Annotated in this window: 15 protein-coding genes and 1 tRNA gene; 11 read left to right on the forward strand and 5 right to left on the reverse strand. The window is 60.5% G+C overall.

Annotation, left to right across the window (positions count from 1 at the left end; genetic code table 11):
• The first annotated feature begins 186 nt into the window (after positions 1-186).
• The 3 genes from SH412_RS04810 (at position 187) to SH412_RS04820 (ending at position 5,418) form a co-directional block, all read left to right on the forward strand.
• Complete coding sequence (locus SH412_RS04810; protein ID WP_336522377.1) at positions 187-3,033, forward strand: PSD1 and planctomycete cytochrome C domain-containing protein; 2,847 nt, start codon at positions 187-189, stop codon at positions 3,031-3,033.
• Between the two features lie 12 nt (positions 3,034-3,045).
• A complete protein-coding gene (locus SH412_RS04815) occupies positions 3,046-4,434 on the forward strand; it encodes a DUF1501 domain-containing protein (RefSeq protein WP_336522378.1) in 1,389 nt (462 codons plus the stop codon).
• A gap of 78 nt (positions 4,435-4,512) precedes the next feature.
• The gene (locus tag SH412_RS04820) at positions 4,513-5,418 is read left to right on the forward strand and encodes a peptidyl-alpha-hydroxyglycine alpha-amidating lyase family protein (RefSeq protein ID WP_336522379.1); all 906 of its coding nucleotides are present in this window, start codon (positions 4,513-4,515) and stop codon (positions 5,416-5,418) included.
• A gap of 106 nt (positions 5,419-5,524) precedes the next feature.
• Here SH412_RS04820 and SH412_RS04825 read toward each other — a convergent pair whose 3' ends face one another.
• On the reverse strand, positions 5,525-7,561 hold the full coding sequence (locus tag SH412_RS04825) for an ABC transporter ATP-binding protein (RefSeq protein ID WP_336522380.1): 2,037 nt from the start codon (positions 7,559-7,561) through the stop codon (positions 5,525-5,527).
• Between the two features lie 190 nt (positions 7,562-7,751).
• Here SH412_RS04825 and SH412_RS04830 point away from each other — a divergent pair, with 190 nt between their 5' ends.
• Together SH412_RS04830 and SH412_RS04835 are read left to right on the forward strand one after the other, a co-directional pair.
• The gene (locus SH412_RS04830) at positions 7,752-8,141 is read left to right on the forward strand and encodes a hypothetical protein (protein ID WP_336522381.1); all 390 of its coding nucleotides are present in this window, start codon (positions 7,752-7,754) and stop codon (positions 8,139-8,141) included.
• Positions 8,142-8,231: 90 nt separating this feature from the next.
• Positions 8,232-8,318, forward strand: a tRNA-Ser gene (locus SH412_RS04835).
• A 113-nt stretch (positions 8,319-8,431) separates the two neighbouring features.
• On the opposite strand, the gene SH412_RS04840 is transcribed toward SH412_RS04835, so the two are convergent.
• The 4 genes from SH412_RS04840 to SH412_RS04850 all read right to left on the reverse strand — a co-directional run bounded on the left by SH412_RS04840 (position 8,432) and on the right by SH412_RS04850 (position 10,567).
• Positions 8,432-8,848, reverse strand: coding sequence for a site-specific integrase (locus tag SH412_RS04840; RefSeq protein ID WP_336522382.1), 417 nt, complete (start codon positions 8,846-8,848; stop codon positions 8,432-8,434).
• On the reverse strand, positions 8,758-9,141 hold the full coding sequence (locus SH412_RS28530) for a tyrosine-type recombinase/integrase (protein WP_419555770.1): 384 nt from the start codon (positions 9,139-9,141) through the stop codon (positions 8,758-8,760). The genes SH412_RS04840 and SH412_RS28530 overlap by 91 nt, the downstream gene beginning before the upstream one ends.
• A gap of 48 nt (positions 9,142-9,189) precedes the next feature.
• Entirely contained in the window at positions 9,190-9,690 is a 501-nt protein-coding gene (locus SH412_RS04845; RefSeq protein ID WP_336522383.1) for a hypothetical protein, read from the reverse strand.
• 418 nt (positions 9,691-10,108) lie between these two features.
• The gene (locus SH412_RS04850; RefSeq protein WP_336522384.1) at positions 10,109-10,567 is read right to left on the reverse strand and encodes a hypothetical protein; all 459 of its coding nucleotides are present in this window, start codon (positions 10,565-10,567) and stop codon (positions 10,109-10,111) included.
• 281 nt (positions 10,568-10,848) lie between these two features.
• On the opposite strand from SH412_RS04850, the gene SH412_RS04855 reads away from it, so the two are divergent.
• The 6 genes from SH412_RS04855 to csb2 all read left to right on the forward strand — a co-directional run bounded on the left by SH412_RS04855 (position 10,849) and on the right by csb2 (position 19,142).
• Positions 10,849-11,877, forward strand: a complete 1,029-nt coding sequence (locus tag SH412_RS04855; protein WP_336522385.1) for a helix-turn-helix transcriptional regulator — start codon at positions 10,849-10,851, stop codon at positions 11,875-11,877.
• Between the two features lie 417 nt (positions 11,878-12,294).
• Positions 12,295-12,693, forward strand: coding sequence for a hypothetical protein (locus SH412_RS04860; protein ID WP_336522386.1), 399 nt, complete (start codon positions 12,295-12,297; stop codon positions 12,691-12,693).
• Between the two features lie 81 nt (positions 12,694-12,774).
• Positions 12,775-15,615 (forward strand): type I-G CRISPR-associated helicase/endonuclease Cas3g, encoded by a 2,841-nt coding sequence (gene cas3g, locus SH412_RS04865; RefSeq protein ID WP_336522387.1) that lies wholly within the window; start codon positions 12,775-12,777, stop codon positions 15,613-15,615.
• Positions 15,615-16,502: a hypothetical protein gene (locus tag SH412_RS04870; protein WP_336522388.1), complete on the forward strand. Its 888-nt coding sequence runs from the start codon at positions 15,615-15,617 to the stop codon at positions 16,500-16,502. The genes cas3g and SH412_RS04870 overlap by 1 nt, the downstream gene beginning before the upstream one ends.
• Complete coding sequence (cas7g, locus tag SH412_RS04875) at positions 16,495-17,664, forward strand: type I-G CRISPR-associated RAMP protein Csb1/Cas7g (RefSeq protein WP_336522389.1); 1,170 nt, start codon at positions 16,495-16,497, stop codon at positions 17,662-17,664. Before SH412_RS04870 ends, cas7g begins: the two co-directional genes overlap by 8 nt.
• Positions 17,661-19,142 (forward strand): type I-G CRISPR-associated protein Csb2, encoded by a 1,482-nt coding sequence (gene csb2, locus SH412_RS04880; RefSeq protein ID WP_336522390.1) that lies wholly within the window; start codon positions 17,661-17,663, stop codon positions 19,140-19,142. Before cas7g ends, csb2 begins: the two co-directional genes overlap by 4 nt.
• Positions 19,143-19,197 lie beyond the last annotated feature (55 nt).

Consider the following 19,197-nt stretch of genomic DNA (forward strand, 5'->3'; position numbering starts at 1 on the left):
ACGGCAACTGAGATCTCAGATAGATGTGGTCGAAGAGGGGGGGCGTGGCGAAGTTCGCAGATCCCCCGGGATCGCGAGGTAACAATGACAGTCCTGGCGCCAGAGACGAATGCGAAATCGACGCTGCGCCGGGCATCCGTGCGTGCGGTCATGACGAGTCGGCGTCTGCTTAGATTGTGTGTTGCGATGGCGTCCCTGCTGTTCGCGGTGAGTTTGAGTCGTGCGGAGCCTCCCGCGTTTTTTCGCGGCCTGAATCTGAACGGCCCCAACGTTACGATCGACGGGCACGCGTGGGAGGGGCGCGATTCCGGGCATTACGTCTGCCAGGACAAGGCATTCGAGAGTCAGAATGTCCCGCTCGTTCCGTCGACCGATCCCGAGCGGGCGAAGATGATCCGCAGCAGCCGCTGGGGGGGCAACCGCGTCGAACTGACGGACCTGGCTCCCGGGACTTACACGGTCTTCCTTTACGTCTGGGAGGATAACGACCCGGAAACCTATGCGATCGCCGTCAATGAGCGTCAGGTTGAGGCGCGTTACAACAGCGGAAAGGCAGGACATTGGCAGAGACTCGGCCCGTGGTATGCGGAATCCCGCGACGGCAGGATTGTCGTCACCAGCCGGGGCGGCGCCGCGAACTTCTCGGGAATCGAGCTGTGGCGCGGCCGACACGACGGAAGCCGCGACGCGCCGCTGAACGACGACGAACTTGCATTCTTCGAGAAACGAATCCGGCCGCTGCTGGTGCAGCATTGCTACGAATGCCACAGCGCGGAGTCGAAGGAGTTGCAGGGGGAACTGCTGGTTGATTCGCGAGGGACGATTCGCCGGGGAGGGGCCACCGGGCCGGCGGTTGTGCCGGGCGATCCCGAGCACAGCCTGTTGATCGACTCGGTCCGTTATACAAATACCGACCTGCAGATGCCTCCGGACGGGAAGCTGACGGAGACGGAAATCGCCGATCTCGAACGCTGGGTCAAAATGGGGGCGCCCGACCCGCGCGTAACCGCCACGAAGTTCATCGGCAAACAGATCGACGTGGCCGCCGCGCGGGAATTCTGGTCCCTGCGGCCGCTGGTCAGGCCGGCGGTCCCGACGGTCAGAAACGCCGCCTGGCCCATCAATGACATTGACCGCTTTATTCTGGCGAAACTGGAGGAGCGCGGGCTGCAGCCTGCCCCGGCCGCCGACAAGCGAGTTCTCCTGCGCCGCGCAACGTACGACCTGATCGGGCTGCCGCCGACGCTGGAGGAGCAGCAGGCGTTTCTTGCGGATGATTCGGCCGAGGCCTATTCGCGCGTCGTCGAGCGGCTGCTGGCTTCGCCCCGTTATGGCGAGCGCTGGGGGCGGCACTGGCTCGACGTCGTCCGCTATGCGGATACCGCCGGGGACAATTCCGACTACCCGATCCCTCAGATGCATCGTTACCGGGACTGGGTGATCGACGCCTTCAACCGCGATCTGCCTTACGACGAGTTCGTTCGAGATCAGCTTGCGGGTGACCTGCGCGGCGGAGCGACCGACGAGGAACGTTTCCAGCGAATCGTCGCGACCGGATACATCGCCAATGCCCGACGGTTCGGCTCGCGCGTCGACGACTATCCGCAGCATCTGACGATTGAAGACACGCTCGACAATCTGGGCCGCAGTTTTCTCGGCATGACTTTGAGCTGCGCCCGGTGCCACGACCATAAATTTGATCCGATCACGACGCGGGACTATTACGGCCTCTACGGTATTTTTCAGAGCACGCGGTATCCCTGGCCGGGGATCGAGCTCGACAAGCGTCAGCGAGACTTTGTGGTGCTTGCTTCCCCGGAAAAACAGGACGAGGCTCGGGAGGCGCTGGCTGCGCGGGCGAAGGAGCAATCTCGACTCGACGCCGAAGTCGACACTCTCAGAAACCGGCTGAAGAAGGCCCCGGAGGGGGAAAGGAAGAGCATCGAAGCAACGCTGATGGAAGCCGAGCTCGCCGCCGGGGAGCACCGGGATCGCCCCGCACCCTTTGAAACGGCTTACGCCGTCGCCGACGCTGGGGCTCTCGACGATGCGGCGGTGCAATTGAAGGGCGATCCGACCCGGACAGGGGACGTCGTCCATCGACGATTCCTTTCGGTGCTCGGGGGCCAGGAGCTGCCGGAGAACTGCCGGTCGAGCGGGCGAGTCGAACTGGCGGACTGGATTCTCGCCGCCGACAACCCGCTTCCCGCACGGGTCATGGCGAATCGGATCTGGCAGCAGCACTTCGGCCGCGGCCTCGTGCCGACGCCCAACGATTTTGGCAGGCAGGGCAAGCCTTCGACGCATCCGGAACTGCTCGACGATCTTGCCGCCAGTTTTCGCGACGGGGGGTGGTCGATCAAGTCGATGCAGCGTCTGATCATGCTGTCGAGCACCTACCGGCAGGCTGCGGACCGCGATGTGCAAGCGATTGCGCAGGATCCCGCGAACGAATGGCTGGCCGGTTTTCCGCGGCGGCGGCTCGATGCCGAGTCGATTCGCGACACGCTGCTGGTGCTGGGGGGAAATCTTGATCTTTCGCCGGCGGGACCGCATCCGTTCCCCCCGGAGCATACGTGGGGCTTCACGCAGCACAATCCGTTCAAGGCGGTCTACGACAGCCGGCATCGCAGCGTGTATCTGATGACGCAGCGCATCCAGCGGCATCCGTATCTGGCGATATTTGATGGCGCCGATCCCTCGACGAGCACGCCGGCGAGAACGACGAGCACAACTCCGCTGCAGGCGCTCTACCTCCTGAATGATCCGTTCGTGCATGAGCAGTCGCGGCTCGTCGCCGAGCGCGTCATGGCCGATCGCCAGGGCGAACCTGATCGGATTCGGTTTGCGGGCGAGCTGCTCTTCGCGCGGCCGGCAGGCACGGAGGAGGTCGCCGCCGCGCGGGAATTCCTCGCACGATCCCGGGAGCTGCTGCGCGAGCAGGGTCTCCCGTCGGATCAGCTCGAACACGAATCCTGGCGGGCGTACATCCGGTCGTTGTTCCGCCTGAATGAGTTTGTGTACCTCGATTGATCGGCTGCTGCCATGCGTTCGATTCCCGTCGCTCCACGTCGTGAGTTCCTCCGCTCGTTCGTGGGGGGCTCGCTGCTCATGCCCGGCCTCCTGAGCGAGCTTCTCGCGGATTCGACGTCGTCCCCCGGCGATCCGCTTGCTCCGCGACCATCGCACTTTTCCGCGAAGGCGAAGCGTGTGATCTTCGTCTTTTCGAATGGCGGGGCATCACACATGGACACGTTCGACTACAAGCCGGAGCTGTTTCGGGCCGATGGCAAGAAGACGGGCTCGGGGGGCGGTCTGTCGAACCAGCAGCGGGTCCTGCTGAAGCCGTTCTGGGAGTTTCGGCCCGGGGGAACCTGCGGCACGCTTGTCAGCGATCTGTTCCCGCAACTCCGGGAGTGCATGGACGACATTTGCGTCATTCGTTCGCTGAACGGCAACGACAACGAGCATTACAACGCCACGCTGGGGATGCACACTGGATCGTTCTTCTTCTCGCGGCCGAGTATCGGCTCCTGGGTGAGCTATGGCCTGGGGACGCAGAATCAGAACCTGCCGTCGTTTGTGGCGCTGGCGCCGCAAATGCCGTACGCAGGAACGCAGATCTTTAACAACGACTTTCTTCCGGCCTATCACCAGGGAGTTCGCGTCGTGGGAGGAAAGGAGCCGATCGCCAACCTGGATCGGCGTTCGAAGCAGCGCGGACTGCAGGAGTTGGAGCTGGGCCTCGCCGACGTCCTCAATAACCGCCACCTCCGGGCGCGGGCCGACGACACCGATCTGGCGGCCCGGATTCGGAGTTTCGAGACGGCGTTCCACATGCAGGCTGATGCCCCCGAGGCCTTCGATGTCGGACGCGAAGACGACGCGACGCTCGGCCTGTACGGACTGAAACGGGGTCAGAGCGACGGCTTTGGCTGGCAATGCCTCGTCGCGAGACGCCTCGCGGAGAGGGGGGTGAGATTTATCGAGCTTGTCGACGGCAGCAGCAGCAACAACTGGGACCAGCATGGCAACATGGCGGAGCATGCGGTGCATGCAAAAAACATCGACCAGCCTCTCGCAGGCCTGTTGCGGGACCTCAAACAGCGCGGAATGCTCGACGAGACGCTCGTCGTTTGGACCACGGAGTTCGGTCGGACGCCGGGAGTCGACGGAGAAAAGGGACGAGGGCACCATAGCGCGTGCTTCTCGTCCTGGCTGGCGGGGGGTGGGGTGAAGGGAGGAATCGCCTACGGCAAGACTGATGAGATCGGGGCCACGGTCGCTGAGAACCGAGTCCACGTGCACGACTTCCACGCGACAATTCTGCACCTGATCGGGATCGATCACACGCGTCTGACCTATCGCCACGGGGGCCGCGACTATCGTCTGACCGACGTCCATGGCCGCGTGGTCCGCGATATTCTGGCGTGAAGCGTGATACATTGGGCACTCTCGGGTGGCGATTCCTCAATCGGGAATCTCTGCCATAGTTGGTTTTCGGAAGTCACCATGCAGTTCTCTCGGACGATGTCGCTGTGCACGTTCCTTGTCGTATTGATCATTGCGGGCGGAACATCACTGGCCGATGACGAAGCAGGCTTTCGGCCGGTCACGGACTTTCTGAAGCTCCCCGACGGCTGGACTTTGGGAAGTTGTTCGGCCGTGGGGGTCAATGGGCGGGGCGAGATTCTGCTCCTCCATCGCGGTAGACATCCGCTGATCATCTTCGATGCAAGCGGCCGATTCCTGCGGTCGTGGGGCGACGATCTGATCCAGTCGCCGCACGGTCTGCGGGTCGATCGCGATGACAACGTCTGGGTGACCGATATTGGCGGTCATCGCGTGTTCAAGTTCGATCCCTCGGGCAAACTGCTGCTGTCACTGGGGAATGGAAAGCCCGGGGCGGGTGACGACCAGTTCAACAAGCCGACCGACGTCGCCTTCGGGCCTGACGGCGAGTTCTTTGTCGCGGACGGATACGGCAATGCGCGCGTGTTGAGATTTGCAGCCAGCGGCAAGTTGATCAAAACATGGGGAACACCCGGGACGGGGCCGGGAGAATTCGATCTGCCGCACGCGATCGTGGTCGATCCGCGCGAGCGAGTGCTGGTTGGAGACCGCGAAAACAATCGCATACAGATCTTCGACCGCGACGGCGCACTTTTGGAAATCTGGGCCGGCTTCGCTCCCTACGGGCTGGCGTTCAATCACAACGGTATTCTGTTCGTCGCGGACGCTCGAGCGAACCAAATCCTGGAACTCGACGCGAATGGCAAGGTTCGACGCAGTTGGGGGCGGAAGGGGACGGGGCCGGGAGAATTCGATCTGCCGCACATGCTGACGTCTGACGCGGACGGAAATCTGTTCGTGGCGGAAGTCGGCGGAAAGCGGCTGCAGAAGTTCGTCCGGAAATAATCCGAACCTCGCCGCCTTGTACCGGCCTCGTGCAGCCAGCACGGGATCGCCGGGCGGACGGCCCCGCTCTCCGGGTGAGCGGGAGTGTAGAATCACTTCCGGCCGTTCATGCGGCGCGTTGGCGGACCTGGGACTCAAACAGCTCGCGATAGGCAGGGCAGGTCTTGAGGACGGCTTCGTGCGGACCGTGCGCCAGCAACCGACCGCGGTCCATCACCATGACCTGGGTGACCAGTTTCAGCAGAGCGGGCGACATGGCATGTGTCACGATCAGGACCGTTCTGCCCCGGCTGAATTCCTGCAGCGCCCGGTGAATCAGTTGTTCGCTTTCTGCATCGATGGCGGACGTCGCCTCATCCAGAATCAGAATCGGCGGATCGCGGAGGATCGCCCGGGCCAGAGCGATCCGTTGCTTCTGTCCGCCGGACAGGCGCCCCCCTCGTTCGCCGGCGGTGGTCTCCAGACCGTGGGGCAAGCGTGCGGCGAACTCGGCAACGTGCGCCAACCGTGACGCTTCCTGGATTTCGGTATCCGAGGCGCCCGGCTTGCCAAGTCGAATGTTCTCCAGAATGCTGCGGTCAAACAGCAAAGTCTCCTGGGTCACGAGTCCAAAGCAACTGCGAAGTCCGCGGAGAGGGAGCTCCCGCAGATCCACTCCGTCGATCAGCACCTGTCCTTGCTGCGGGTCGAAGAATCGCGGAAGGAGGTTAATCAGCGTCGACTTGCCGGACCCGTTTCCACCGACCACGGCTACGATCTCGCCGCATGGGATTGTCGCAGAGACGTCGTCGAGCGCGGGGGCAGAGCCCTCTTCCGCCGCGTCGTAGTGGAATGTCACATGTCGAAACTCCAACTCCTTTGTCGGAGCAGGAATCTGGCGTCGGTGAAGTCCCGACACCACGGCGGGAGTCCGTTCCAGCAGGCCGAAGATCCGGTCCGCCGCGGCGCTGGCCTTTCGCAGCTTGGCATGGACGCTGGAGAGTTTGCGGGCGGGATCGAGGACCGCGGCGAGCAGAGTGTAGAGAAGCGCAAGATCCGGGAAGCTCATCGGCGTAGTCGCGAGCTGCAGACCGCCGATGCTGGTTTGATCTTTCAAGACCAGGTAGGCGCCGGGCAGGAGTGCGAGAAACGCCGCGGCGGTCGCGATCATCTCGATCGTCGGATTGGTCAGGGCATCAATCCTGTGGATCTGCATGGCGCGCCGGAAGTAGTCGCGGTTCTCGGCGGCGAACCGTCGGCGGTGGAGCCGCTCGTTGCGAAACGCCTGCACCACGCGAAACGAATGAAGCGTCTCCTCCAGTACACGGAAAATCCGGGCCATGCTTTCGAGCTGGCGATGGCTGGCCTTTTTCAGCCGCCTGCCGAACCGATGGAACAGCAGGCCGATCAGCGGGACCGTGACGAGCGAAAACAACGTCAATCGCCAGTTGATGCAGAACGCGAAAAGGAGGCAGCCGGCCAGCTTCAGGGGTTCAACGATCAGACGGCCGCCGACGAGTTCGATTCCCTGCTGGAGCTGCGATAAATCGTAGGTGAAGCGGGACATTAACTGGGGCGTTCCGGTCGCCGCGAGAGTCTGAAAGTCGAGCCGCAACGTCCGCCGAAACAGCCGCTCGCGAACCGCCATCAGCGTTCCCTGGACGACTCGCCCGATCAGCACTTCCTGCGCCCAGACGCAGACGCCTTTGGCGGCCGTCATCGCGAGCAGCCCCACCATCATCACCGCCAGGAGCTGAAACCGATCGTTCGGAAGCCAGGGAACCAGCCAGGCTTCCAGACGCCGGTAATACAGCTCCTGCCGGGCGGCTTCCGCCAGCTTGGCTTTTAACCCCGACTCGATCCCAAGCGCCCGGACCGATTCGCGGGACGCGGCCGGGACATGTTGCTCGGCGAGCCGATTCAGCTCCCGTCGCGCATTGACCAGCCGTCGCGTCAGATCCTCCGCCAGCTCCTGCTGCCTGCGGATCTCTGCGGAAACGTGCACCTGGACCGTCTGGCCTTTCAGCAGGACCGTCATCAGCGGATAGACCAGCAGCAGCGCGGTCACCCAGAGTCCGGCGATTCCCAGCGCAGCAAGCACCGACAGCGCCCAGTCGCGGCGATGTCTCCAGACAAACGGAATCAGTCGAGCCAGACTTTCCATATCCTACCGGCATCCTTGCTGACAATGTCCCGCGGATTAGACACGGAAGCCGCCGCCAGGGTCCAGACAACTTTGCACCCAAGTTTCCCCCTCGCCCCCGCCGCAGGCCGTCCAGGTCTCACGGCTACAGTCCGATTTCACCGCCGGAACAGCGCACATGCGTATTGATTTTGTGGCGTAGAACGGACAGTTGCAGCATCTGGCGGATTCTGCGACACTTTCGGACTCCAGCCTTCTGATCAAAGTTCTCAAAATCGCCGGACCGATCTGCAATGGTCTGGCAATGTTGAGCGGACCCATAGTTGCACCGGATTTCCAGAGACTCTTGACCATGCCTTTGCACCGTCCGACGATCGAAGCCCAACTGATGCGCGCTGAGCAGACACTTTCGGCCTGGGGCAAGTCCCTGGAAACTCAGGGAGTCGGCGCCGCCGAACTTCGCCTGAATCCGAAATACCGTAAGCTGAGCGGTCGCTGCACGCAGATTCGTCGTCGCCTCAGCGCGGTTGCAGAAGGGGAAGCCGTGACCGCCGCCGTTGCTGAGCGCCATGCCGGTGGTGGCGAAGAAGCCGCCGAATAGCTGATTGACGGTCAGATTTGGGGCAAGTCGCGAACCTGGTGTTCGAAGACTTGTCGAGAATTGAGGGAAGCGACCTGCTTCCGTCACCCCGGAGAGGTGACAGAGTGGCCGATTGTGCCGGTCTCGAAAACCGGTGTGGGTGCAAGCTCACCGAGGGTTCGAATCCCTCCCTCTCCGCTCGCCAGAATTCGCCTCCGCAACCTGTTGATTACCAACGAGTTGCGGAGGCGACTTTTTTGGCACACCAGAACTGTGTCACGGTTGTGCCAAATGGCAAGCCTTGAGGGCGATCAGGCGCTCTCCCGGTCCGGGGCCTCCTCGGCGACAACATCTCCGCCGATCACCTGCGGATCGGCGTTCACCCCCTGGATCGACACCCGATCCATCTGACGACGTGATTCGTCGGCGTTCAGGTAGTAGTACCGGCGGACCATCGCGGCATCCGCGTGGCCGAGCCAGTCCATCACTACCCGTTCGGGAACGCCGCTGTTCGCGCTCAAGCTCCAGAAGAAGTGCCAGAAGCTGTGCAACCGGCCGCTGGTAAACCCTGGCTCGCCAGCGGCAGCCGGAAAGCGCTCAGCCAACGGCGTCAGCAGTTCCTTGATCAGGATGTTCCTCAACGTGTCCGGTTTGATCTGACCGCCGCGCGGACCGTGAAAGACATAACCGTCGGTGTGGCGCGGCAGCTGTCGCAGGGGCGGCAGCAATTCCTGGTGAATCGGAAACGACCGGCCACGTTTACTCTGCAGTGTCCGCTGGCGGCGTCCGCCTGGCGACGTCCCCGGCGGCTTTCGTCCACGAGCCGGATCTGCTGGTCTTCCAGGTCGACGTCAGACCAGCAGAGCTGGGCCAGCTCCGAGATCCGCATTCCCGTCAGCCCCAGCGTGAGCAGAATATTTCCCAGCCAGTTCAGGTCTGGTTTCATCCGGCAGTGTTCAAGCATCGCCCGGAATTCATCGGGATTCCAACAGTACCGGGTCGACTCCTTCTCACGCGCCATCTTCAAGCGAATCCGCGCCGATTCAGGCAGGTGCCCTTCTTCGATCAACTACTTGTTGATCTGCTTGAGGGTCGTCAACTCCAAATATTGTGTATTATACGCGCGACCGAGGTCCTCGAGATGCTGGGCATACCGATCGAGCACGCCCTTGGTCACCTGCTTCCGGCTCGTGATGCCGATGCCGCCGGCAAACGCCAGAAACTTGTCGAGCACGGCGCGATAGCGCTTGCGAGTTGCGGGACGAGTACCACCCGTGACAGCGGGGCGATTCGCATAGACTTCGTAGAGCGCCCGGCCTTCCGCGAGGGACAGCGTTCCGACCTCGATCAACACCGAACGATCGGCCAAACCCTGCTCGACGGCCAGTTTGCGGTCGAGCAGCTCCAAGTTCGTGAGGGCCTCCTTCAGAGTCGAGGCGCCCAGCGAATGGCGTCCAAGACCGGGAGAGTTCCCCCGGCCGTCGGCGTAATAGATGTCGTTACGGAGCGCAACGACGTACGAGTAAAAGCGACACTGGATCTTCTGCTTGTCGGCACTAGGCCGACGCATGATGAAATTGTCCTTTCAGGTGGATGGCTACAGGCCCTTCTTCCAGCGCGGCTGCGGCCCGCAACGCGGTCTCGGCGCAGCCTCAGCGGGGCTCGGAGCCGCCACGGCGGACGGATCCGGCGGCTGGTGGGACGAAGTAAGTGCGGAGCGGCGGATCCGGACAGCCGTCCGTCTCCCACCGGGCTGCCCGACTGGCAGCGAGCCGTCAGCCATGCGGCGCCGCACGTTCGACAGCGACGGCAGAATGCGTCGACAATCTGAGCGACAGGATCGGATTCGGGATCACGCATCGCGTTCGGGGAGTAACTACCGGCCTGCGCCCGCAGCGCAATGCCGACAGGAACGGCTCGACCATCCTGACCAAGGTCAGAGAATTTCTGCCAGAACTCACGGAGCTCGTTCAGAAAGTCTGGGTTCGTCAACAGCCAGCCGAGATAGCCGTGCTGTGCGATTCTTTGCAGCGTGAATCGCCGTTTCGCGATGGGGACCACATCATCAACTCGGATTTTCGCCCGCCGACACTCCTCCAGATAGCCTTGCACCGCGGGTAACTGGTCATCCAAGGGGCGGGCGGACGCACAAGCCCGTCGACGATCGGTACTCCGTCGGCAAAGCCGACGCAGCCATCAACGGATTCCGCAAACTCAGAGAGCGCCCTGTCGACAGATGCAATCTCCTGGTCCAACTGGGTAATCTTCACCGCCCCTTTGAAGCCCTTCCACAACTCAAGCGGCACCGCGTAGAACCGGCGGCCAGCCACCAGCCGATGACGGCGAAGATCGTCCGGGAGATCGACTCCCTGCAGCACCGAGCATGTGAACTCGGAGCTGGATGGCGCTTCGGGAGCGGTCAGCGTCGAGGAGCCGTCGCTGGACATGGAACGCTGCTCCGCCCGGTCCTGTCGCCGCCTTCCAGCACCGAATTCCGACGGCTACAGATCTCCTCATGAATATATGACGCAGAAACGGCCGGGATTTAGCGATTCGAGCCGTCTTGGGCCGACTTTGACTGCATCGGCATGACGAATCGGCACGCCCGCTTCGCAACATTTGCTTGCGTCGGGGTGGTGTACGCGACTACCGTCGGACACGTTCTGTACCCCCGGGCACGCTATTCTGCGGCCCTGCGTATTGCATCGCACTCGGGAACCCGGTCACGATGTCCGACTCCGCACAACTCATCCGCCAGTGGACGCTCCTCCGCTCGCTCTCCGCACGACGGCACGGAGCGACGCTCAAGGAGCTGGCCGCCGACGCCGGCGTTTCCCAGAAAACCATCCTCCGCGATCTCAAACTCCTGCGACTGCTCGCCTTCCCCATCGATGAAACCGTCGGCGAGTTCGGTCGCAAGCACTGGCGGATGACCGATGCCGGCGGGCTGCCAAGCCTCAATTTCACTCTCGAGGAAGCCGCGGCCCTCTACCTCGGCCGCCAGTATCTCGAAGGTCTGGCCGGGACGCTCTTCTGGTCCGGGGCGCAGAGCGCCTTCAGCAAGATCAAGTCGGCCCTGGGGGACGCCGCCCTTCGGCACATCACGAAACTGGCGACGCGGTTCTACCTGCAGTCGCATCGCTTGACTGACTACACCGGCCGGGCCGAGCTGATTGACCGGCTGATGATGGCCATTGAGGATCGGAAACTCACGGTTCTGACGTACCAGTCGCTTCGCAGCACGGAGCCGGTGACGTATTTCGATATCCACCCGTACGCGATGGTCCACTACCGGGCGGCCCTGTACCTCATCGCCTGGTCGAGGGACCACGGCGAAATCCGTACGTTCAAAGTTGACCGGGTCTCCGACGTCGAAGTGCAGGGTCTGCAGTTCGAGCGGCCCGGCGACTTCGAACCGGCGAAGTTTCTGCAGCATGCGTTTGGCATCTTTGCGGGGGACGGGCCGCCGCGAACGGTTCGGATCCGCTTCGCCGCCCCGGTCGTCCGGCTGCTGGAGGAAAAGACGTTTCATCCGAGCCAGACCCTCAATCGCCAGCGCGACGGCTCCGTGATTGCGACGTACGAACTGGGGACGTTCGAGGAATTCACGTCATGGGTGCTGAGCTTCGGCCCGCAGGCGGAGGTGCTCGAACCGGCGGAACTGCGGGAGCAGGTGGGGCGGATGCTGGTGGAGGCGAGCGGGCTGTATGAGCCGGAACGGCCCGAGCGGGTGAAGCGCGGGAGGGGGAAGGGATGAACGGTTCCTGGGGCCTGGATGTTACGCAACATATTTTGCAGTAGTGGGTTGCGAATCTGAGGCGAGGTGAGTCGCGTGGGCTCGAAAATTTCCAGGAGGGGGGATTTTGGGTTTTTGGGTGGCGGGAACATCGTTGTCGGCATCGGCAGTCACAACATCATCGTCAGCGGTGGTGGTGTCCGGGCGGGGCGGTGGTGGTCGGGGGATGGGGGGAGGGATTGGCTCATTGTTCGCGCTGCGGCGCTCTCTTCAATAAGAGGGACTTTGTTGCGCGGAATTCACAGAGGCGGGTATCGGGAATCGGGGATCGGGTATCGCAGAGAAATACATCGGGGGATGAAGATATGGACGCTCGAACGAAACGGGGGCTCCGGGATGGCGGTTTTGTCGACGAATTCTTCGGCCGAAGTGCGATTGATGCTGCGGTTTGCGGGGCGCTGTTTGCGGCCGGGCCAGATCACTCCCGACGCCGTCTGCTGCGATCCGCCGGTCGAACTTCCTCCGGGCGGGGGGGAAGTGCTGATGACGGTCGACGGCCAGGCACGGACCTGGGCGGTCCTGCTGCCGGTCGGCAGCAAAGTCGATCTGCCGCGCACGCCGATCCGCCGGCTCCTCAACCCGTTGCGTCGTCACTCTTCAATGGGGCCGCCCCTGGATGGGGCGGAAGTGGGTTTCGGAAGCCGCAGGAAACCCCGCTCAAAGCAATTCTTCAATGGGGCCGGGGGCGCAAGGCCGACGCCTTCGTCCCGGAAATCAACTTCCAGCGTGCCAGCATACAGCGACTCTCCCGGCGTTCAATCTCTTTCATTGCGTTAAGAGGGGTTTGGGGAGATGACAGAATTCTTGAAAAATGCTTGACACCACTTCAGATCACTGTACGGTGATTGCAACGCACGCATGAGCATCCATTCCGCATCTGTTCGTTCGACGACGGGCCGCAAGATGACCAAACCCAGCCAGCAGGTTGATTTCGATGGCGCCTTCAAGGCGCTCACCGGTCATTCACCGTTGTCGTGGCAGCGGAGGTTGTATCGGCACTGGTTCGCCGTCGAAAAATTCCCGGCCGTCTGTGATCTGCCAACAGGACTCGGTAAGACGATGGTGATGGCGATCTGGCTCATCGCCTGGGCAAACAACCTGAGGATTCCCACGCGGCTGATCTACGTCGTCGATCGGAGAACCGTCGTCGATCAGGCCACCGACCTTGCAGAGATGCTGGTCAGGAACTGGAAAAACACGAACTTTGGCGGCGAACCACCCGCCATCTCCACACTTCGCGGCCAACTCGCCGACAATCGCGAATGGTCGCGCGATCCTTCCAGGCCCGCAATCATCATCGGTACGGTCGATCTCATCGGCTCGGCGCTGCTGTTCTCCGGCTATCGCTCCAGTTACAAACGCCGACCGCTCGAAGCGGGCTTGCTCGGGCAGGATTCTCTGCTGGTTCTGGACGAGGCTCATCTGTCCAAACCTTTCGAGAAGCTTGCCTGCGCCATTGGCGATGATGGCCCATTCCAGAAAAGTCGCGACAAGCGATTACAAGGCTCGCCGATGCGAGTTATTCGCATGTCTGCGACGACCTCATCCGATCCAACAGTCAACGTGTTTCGACTCGAAGGTGATTTTGAGCGCCGAACCGAGGACTTTGTCGACGATACGGTTTTTAACCGGTACGAGGCCACGAAGGTCCTGACGATTACGACACTTGGCCAGAAGGAAAAATTGACCGATAGAATCGCCCGCGAAGCCGTCGCTTTGGCAGAAGACAACTCGCTTCGTGGCAAACGCATCGTTGTTTTTGTTCGAAAGCCGGATGATGCAAAGAGTATTGCCATCGCGATTCGCGGGCAGGTTGTCGAAGTCATTGATGAGGCCGGCCAGAAGTCCAAAAGGATCAAGAGCACACCATACGCGAATTCGGTTGCAGTCCTCACCGGCACGATGCGCGGGTTGGAGCGCGATGAACTCGTCGATCTTGAGAAACCTCTTGGCGAAGGCGACCACGAACGCCGGGTGATGCAACGGTTTCTCAAACCCGATAATGATCCTTCACTTGGGAGTTGCTTCCTCATCTCTACCAGCGCCGGCGAAGTCGGCTTCGATCTCAACGCAGACCATCTCGTGGGTGACGAGGCGCCGCTGGATTCCTGGATTCAGCGCCTGGGCCGGGTGAATCGTCGCGGTAACGGCAAGGCAACGGTAGTGCTGGTCAGAAGGAAGGAACCTGCCGACAAGTCAGAGTTCGACAAGGCGTGTTCGGCCACGTCGAATCTACTCACGAATGGTATGGACGTCAGCCCCAAGGCGTTGAAAGTATTCAAGAATTCGCTCCAGCGGGAGCAGATCGAACGGGCGTCCTCTCCAAAACTAGCAACGGTCGACCTGACCGATGTTCTTCTCGATGCGTGGAGCATGACCAGCATCACGGACCGCATGCCGGGCCGCCCCGATGTCGGTCCATGGCTGCGTGGCATTGCCGAGTGGGAACCACCACGAACGGAGATCGCCTGGCGGGCCGAACTCGATCTCGACGGCTTTGCCGACCTGGGTGATTACGACATTGAAGAATGGTTCGACACCCACCGCATCCTCACTCACGAATCGCTCGGTGCGAACACTGGCGATGTAGCCAGTTGGCTCAAGGCACGGTGGGATGGATTTTCCGAAATGCAGCAAGAAGAGATCGGAAAACGGCCGGTGATCATCGATCGTGCGGGAATGGAAATCCTCCCGTTGGGCGAAGTCGTCAATCGCTTGTCACGCAAGACCGCCGATGCCGATGCGTTCTTGCGGGGAGCGGAAATCATTGTTCCTGCGTCCTTCGGCGGCATTCGTCGTGGAGTTGGTTTACTCGATTTCACCGAACCAAAGCTCAATAGAGGCGACGAAGCGAAGCCGCCTGAAGAAGCCCCGTCGATTCTCAATGATCAGACGGACGCAATCGACGTTGCCGACGTAGGGGGGGGACGCTATCGCGAGAAGCTCGTAAAACTCGAAGGAGGCGAGCCGGAAACGACCCCGCTCATCCCTGGAGCGGTTAATCCGACGGGACTCGCTCGCTACGCTCTCGAACTTGAATCCGATGACGAGAAGACTGTCCGTCTTGTCAGCTACGTTCCGCGACGAGAGCGACCCGAAACAGGCCAGAAACCGCAAACTCTCAAACAGCATGTGTCTACCGTCCGCAAGGTCGTAGACGACATCGTTTCCCGCTTGGCGATTCCCAGTGCGATCGTACAGGCCTCCCAATTTGCTGCCGATTGGCACGACCACGGAAAAGCCCGAGAACGATGGCAGCGCCTGCTCGTTCTCCAGGGAGATTTCGCCAGACCGGATGAACCGATGGGCAAGTCCGGCGGCGAAATGAAACGTGACTCACGGGGCTATCGCCACGAATTCGCCTCGCTCCGCGAGTTCACCGACGCATTCAACGGTGGGAACCTGCTCGATACTTCCGGCGATCCAGTCAATCAGGACGTCTTCGATCTGGCCGCGCACCTGATCGCCGTCCATCACGGTCGCGGACGGCCGCATTTTCCAAAAGGCGGTTTTGATCCCGATTGCGAAGCTCGTTCGAATGAAATTCATACGGAGGCCATTCGCCGTTTCGCGCGGCTTCAGCGGAGGTACGGCTGGTGGCGTCTGGCGTGGCTTGAAAACCTGCTGCGATGCGCCGACGCCTTGGCGAGTGCGAATGTTAACAGCACCGAAAGCGACGAAACGGAGCGAGGCGAATAATGAGCGACAGGGAGAACGCCAATATCCAGATTCCAATCGACTTGACCAACCCCGGCCAGTTTTTTGCATGCTGTGGATTACTGGAGTTGGCTAGCCGTATTGACGCAAACGCACTGGGCTGGTTCGATGGCTCGAAATACTGCATTAGCACTTTTGCCGAGGATTTCCTCGACAAGTTCTTCAGTTGTACGGTCGACGTGGACTCGTCATATCAGTCAGCGAGTGCCGATGATGGCAAGGAAGAAGACACAGACGACAGCGACGATCATTACCGCGGGCGTGTTTTTCCGATGAAGCTTGGCCCTCCGTTTCATTTGCTGCTTAACTGGTGGACGGACAACGAAGCCCAGGGACAGAAGCTCAAACTCTGGACCGCAGGCCAGCGCGTAACCGACCTTTTGCTCGGACACCACAAGAGGAAGAAGAAGAAAGTCAAGGGCAAGCCAGACGAAACCACAAAGTTGTACACGCCTTCAACGCGAGAGCATTTCGCCAACGTCGTCAAACAGTATCCAGACGACTGGTTACGCAAGGCTGTCCCGATTGACTCACCCGCAGCATTTTCGTTCGACAGTCGCCTTTCACGCAATAACGCACTTGATATGGGGCACTTTACTCACGGCACGTTAGCTTTCTCGCCAGCGATTGATGTGCTGTGCCTCGTCGGCTTTCAGAGATTTCGTCCAGAGATGATCGAGGTGTGGAACCGCAATCGCTACTGCACTTGGATCGAGCCTCTGCCGGTGCTTGTCGCTCCGATGGCTGCACTCGGTATGCTTCCGTCCTTCGTTGGTCAGTATTTTGAATTCCCAATCAAAGCGCGTGATTCGCAAGGTCGTTTCAAGCTTTTCGGTCACGCACAACCCGCAAGGAAACCCAATGTCTGAATTACTTGATTCTTACGATCACCTTCTCAAAGACACCGGTCCGGCAGCCATCGTGCTCAAGCAATGGCTCAAGCCGGTCGGCGACCCGATCGTTTTCCCACCAACTTACGCCAACCCAAAAGAGAAGGATCCGCCTGTCTACAACATTGATCACTTTGGAGACACTACGTCTCTCGGAAAGCGGTTCGAGAGGTTCAAGAAGACGCATACATTCATGACTTCTGAGCGTGTCGAAGAAGGCAAGCTCCATTCCGTTTGCGTCATTGACAGCATTCCCTCGCAAGCGAATCGAATCGAGCCGGCATTTGCACGTTTGGTCGACGACGAGGGAAACCAAGTCAAGCTCGTCCCGACAGTGAAAGTGAAGGCCAAGATCGACGACGAGGTACGTGAACTGGATCTGCTCATTGATGCAGGCCATCGTATTGCCGATGCCATGCTTCGCTACACCTCCATCGCAGCCGACGTCAGTGCCGCAATTCTTGCCCGAAAGAAGCGCGACAAGCCCGACTCTAAGCCGCTCGCAAAACTTGCTCCGACATCGCTCATCTTCGGCATGTGGGATTCGCAGGCCACAGGCGTGAAAATTCCGCGACTCATCAATTCAATTATCCGCGCATACGACGTTCGCGAGTACCGTCGATCCTCGCAGTTCAATCCGGCCATGGATTTTGAGGCTGCCGGAGTGACCACAGACAAGGGCGACGTCCGATTATCTGAGGTCGGTATGGATGGTGCCCCATCCACGTTCCAACTCGGGGGAGTTGAGGCAATTGGTGGCATTTGCCGTGAGGCGTCTCTGAATCTCTGTACGTTACGGGACATCCAATCGACATCGGATGAGGAAACCCTGAAGCTCCAACGATACATCCTTGGCCTGAGCTTAGTTGCGATTACCTACCTTGATGGAAAGGTATTGAACCTACGGCAGGGCTGTCAATTAGTCGGTGTTCCGGAGAAGCCCATGGAACGCAATGCGATTAACGCCGACGGAACGGAGGCGGCATTCGTGATCGATGCTACGGCTGCGTTGAAGTATGCCAGCATGGCTGCCGCCGATTTTGGTATCGGCCCAGATCGCATTGATATCGTGTTCGATGCGAAAGCCGCGAAGGCGGCGCGGAAGAAAGTAAAGCCAGCCAAAGAGGAGGACAACGCGTGATCCTTCTTTTGTCGGTTCGCTTGCTCGACGACCGTTTCCACGGCCTCGCCGCCAATGGCGAGCAGCCCAACTGGCCCCCTTCTTGCTTTCGCCTGTTTCAAGCGATCGTTGCGGGAAACGCGAGGGGCGATTCAATACCCGCTCAGGTCGTTGAAGCACTCAAGTGGCTTGAAGCGCTCCCACCGCCCGTAGTCATCGTCCCGGCGTCGAAAGCGGGGATGGTGATACTTACTTACGTCCTGAACAACGCCGAAGGACGTAGTCGCACGCAGAAATTTCTTCGGCCAACGCTGCTCAATGGCGACCGCTTGATCGAGTTTGCCTGGCAGTATGATTCTTCTGAGATCATGACGCAGAATCATGCACGGGTTCTTCTTGACGCTGTTCGCCATATTAGAGCCTTTGGGTGGGGAATCGATCTTGCGATCGGCCACGGGGTCATACAGGAACGCCTGCCTGAACCGTCCGAGTCGCGTTCGCATTTTGTTCCGCGAGAACACCCGGATGCGCCGGGCATTGAGATTCGTGTTCCAAAGGCCGGAAGCATGGAGTCCTTAACCACGTGTTTCCGACAATATCTCGGCCGCTTTGAATCAAGCGATTCAACGCTCCTCGAATCAGGCGGTCCGGTTTACCAGCCGTGGCCATATGCTTCCGGTGTCGTGCGCCCTCACGCCGTGTTTAAGCTCATCGATGACAACGACGACACGGTTGCCTATCCTCACGCCAAACTTATTCATGTTGCGGGAATGGTCCGGCACATTGCGATCGAGATGATGAGGCACAATCCGCCGCGCAATTTGCGAGAAAGGCAACCCACGGAGTGGGTTCAGGCTTACGTTGCCGGGCATCAGTCTCCCGAAGACAAGGCGGCCGACGGTCCTCATTCGCAGTTGTCGTACATTCCTCTTCCGTCAATCGGCCACCAACACGCGGACCCTGCTGTTCGGCGCGTGATGATCGTTGCGCCTCTCGGCGATGAGGCATGGCTTGATCATTTAGCGCAGTACCTTGACGGTCAGATGCTGGAACCGGAGAACGACACCAGACTCCCGGCCGGCACGCACCTCCAGTTGATTCCTGATGGCCACAAGGACGGTGTTCGCGACGCCTACATCCGGGATTCGCGAACCTGGGCGAGTTTTACACCGGTCATCCTTCCGGGACATGACGATCACAAGCCGGACAAAACTCGCAAATTGATCCTCAAGGCATTGGCCCAATCCGGAATAGAGCAACCCTGCGAGTTCGAGTGGAGCACATTCAGCCTCTTCCCGAAATCGTATGACGCTCGCAAGTACGTTCATGATGACAATGCTCCTGGTGGCAAGCGGCGTGTCGGCTATTTCCGCCCGGATCACCTGCTGCACCAGACGGCCGTGCATCTGCGAATAACATTCCAGCAGCCTGTTCCCGGCCCGATCACGGTCGGTGCGGGTCGCCACTACGGTCTCGGCCTCTTCGCCGCCACCGACTGATTTCCGCTCCCCAGCGGTATGACGCCGCTCTTTCACAATCTGGTGAAAACCCTTT

Source organism: Planctellipticum variicoloris (assembly GCF_030622045.1).
GTDB classification, from domain to species: Bacteria; Planctomycetota; Planctomycetia; order Planctomycetales; family Planctomycetaceae; genus Planctellipticum; species Planctellipticum variicoloris.

Excerpts from the sequence above, each read along its gene's own strand:
- SH412_RS04870 (WP_336522388.1), top strand. The coding sequence starts at position 15,615 with ATGAGCGACAGGGAGAACGCCAATATCCAGATTCCAATCGACTTGACC.
- SH412_RS04850 (WP_336522384.1), bottom strand. The coding sequence starts at position 10,567 with ATGTCCAGCGACGGCTCCTCGACGCTGACCGCTCCCGAAGCGCCATCC.
- cas3g (WP_336522387.1), top strand. The coding sequence starts at position 12,775 with ATGAGCATCCATTCCGCATCTGTTCGTTCGACGACGGGCCGCAAGATG.
- SH412_RS04845 (WP_336522383.1), bottom strand. The coding sequence starts at position 9,690 with ATGCGTCGGCCTAGTGCCGACAAGCAGAAGATCCAGTGTCGCTTTTAC.
- SH412_RS28530 (WP_419555770.1), bottom strand. The coding sequence starts at position 9,141 with ATGGCGCGTGAGAAGGAGTCGACCCGGTACTGTTGGAATCCCGATGAA.
- SH412_RS04860 (WP_336522386.1), top strand. The coding sequence starts at position 12,295 with ATGCTGCGGTTTGCGGGGCGCTGTTTGCGGCCGGGCCAGATCACTCCC.
- SH412_RS04855 (WP_336522385.1), top strand. The coding sequence starts at position 10,849 with ATGTCCGACTCCGCACAACTCATCCGCCAGTGGACGCTCCTCCGCTCG.
- cas7g (WP_336522389.1), top strand. The coding sequence starts at position 16,495 with ATGTCTGAATTACTTGATTCTTACGATCACCTTCTCAAAGACACCGGT.
- SH412_RS04810 (WP_336522377.1), top strand. The coding sequence starts at position 187 with ATGGCGTCCCTGCTGTTCGCGGTGAGTTTGAGTCGTGCGGAGCCTCCC.
- SH412_RS04825 (WP_336522380.1), bottom strand. The coding sequence starts at position 7,561 with ATGGAAAGTCTGGCTCGACTGATTCCGTTTGTCTGGAGACATCGCCGC.
- SH412_RS04815 (WP_336522378.1), top strand. The coding sequence starts at position 3,046 with ATGCGTTCGATTCCCGTCGCTCCACGTCGTGAGTTCCTCCGCTCGTTC.
- SH412_RS04820 (WP_336522379.1), top strand. The coding sequence starts at position 4,513 with ATGCAGTTCTCTCGGACGATGTCGCTGTGCACGTTCCTTGTCGTATTG.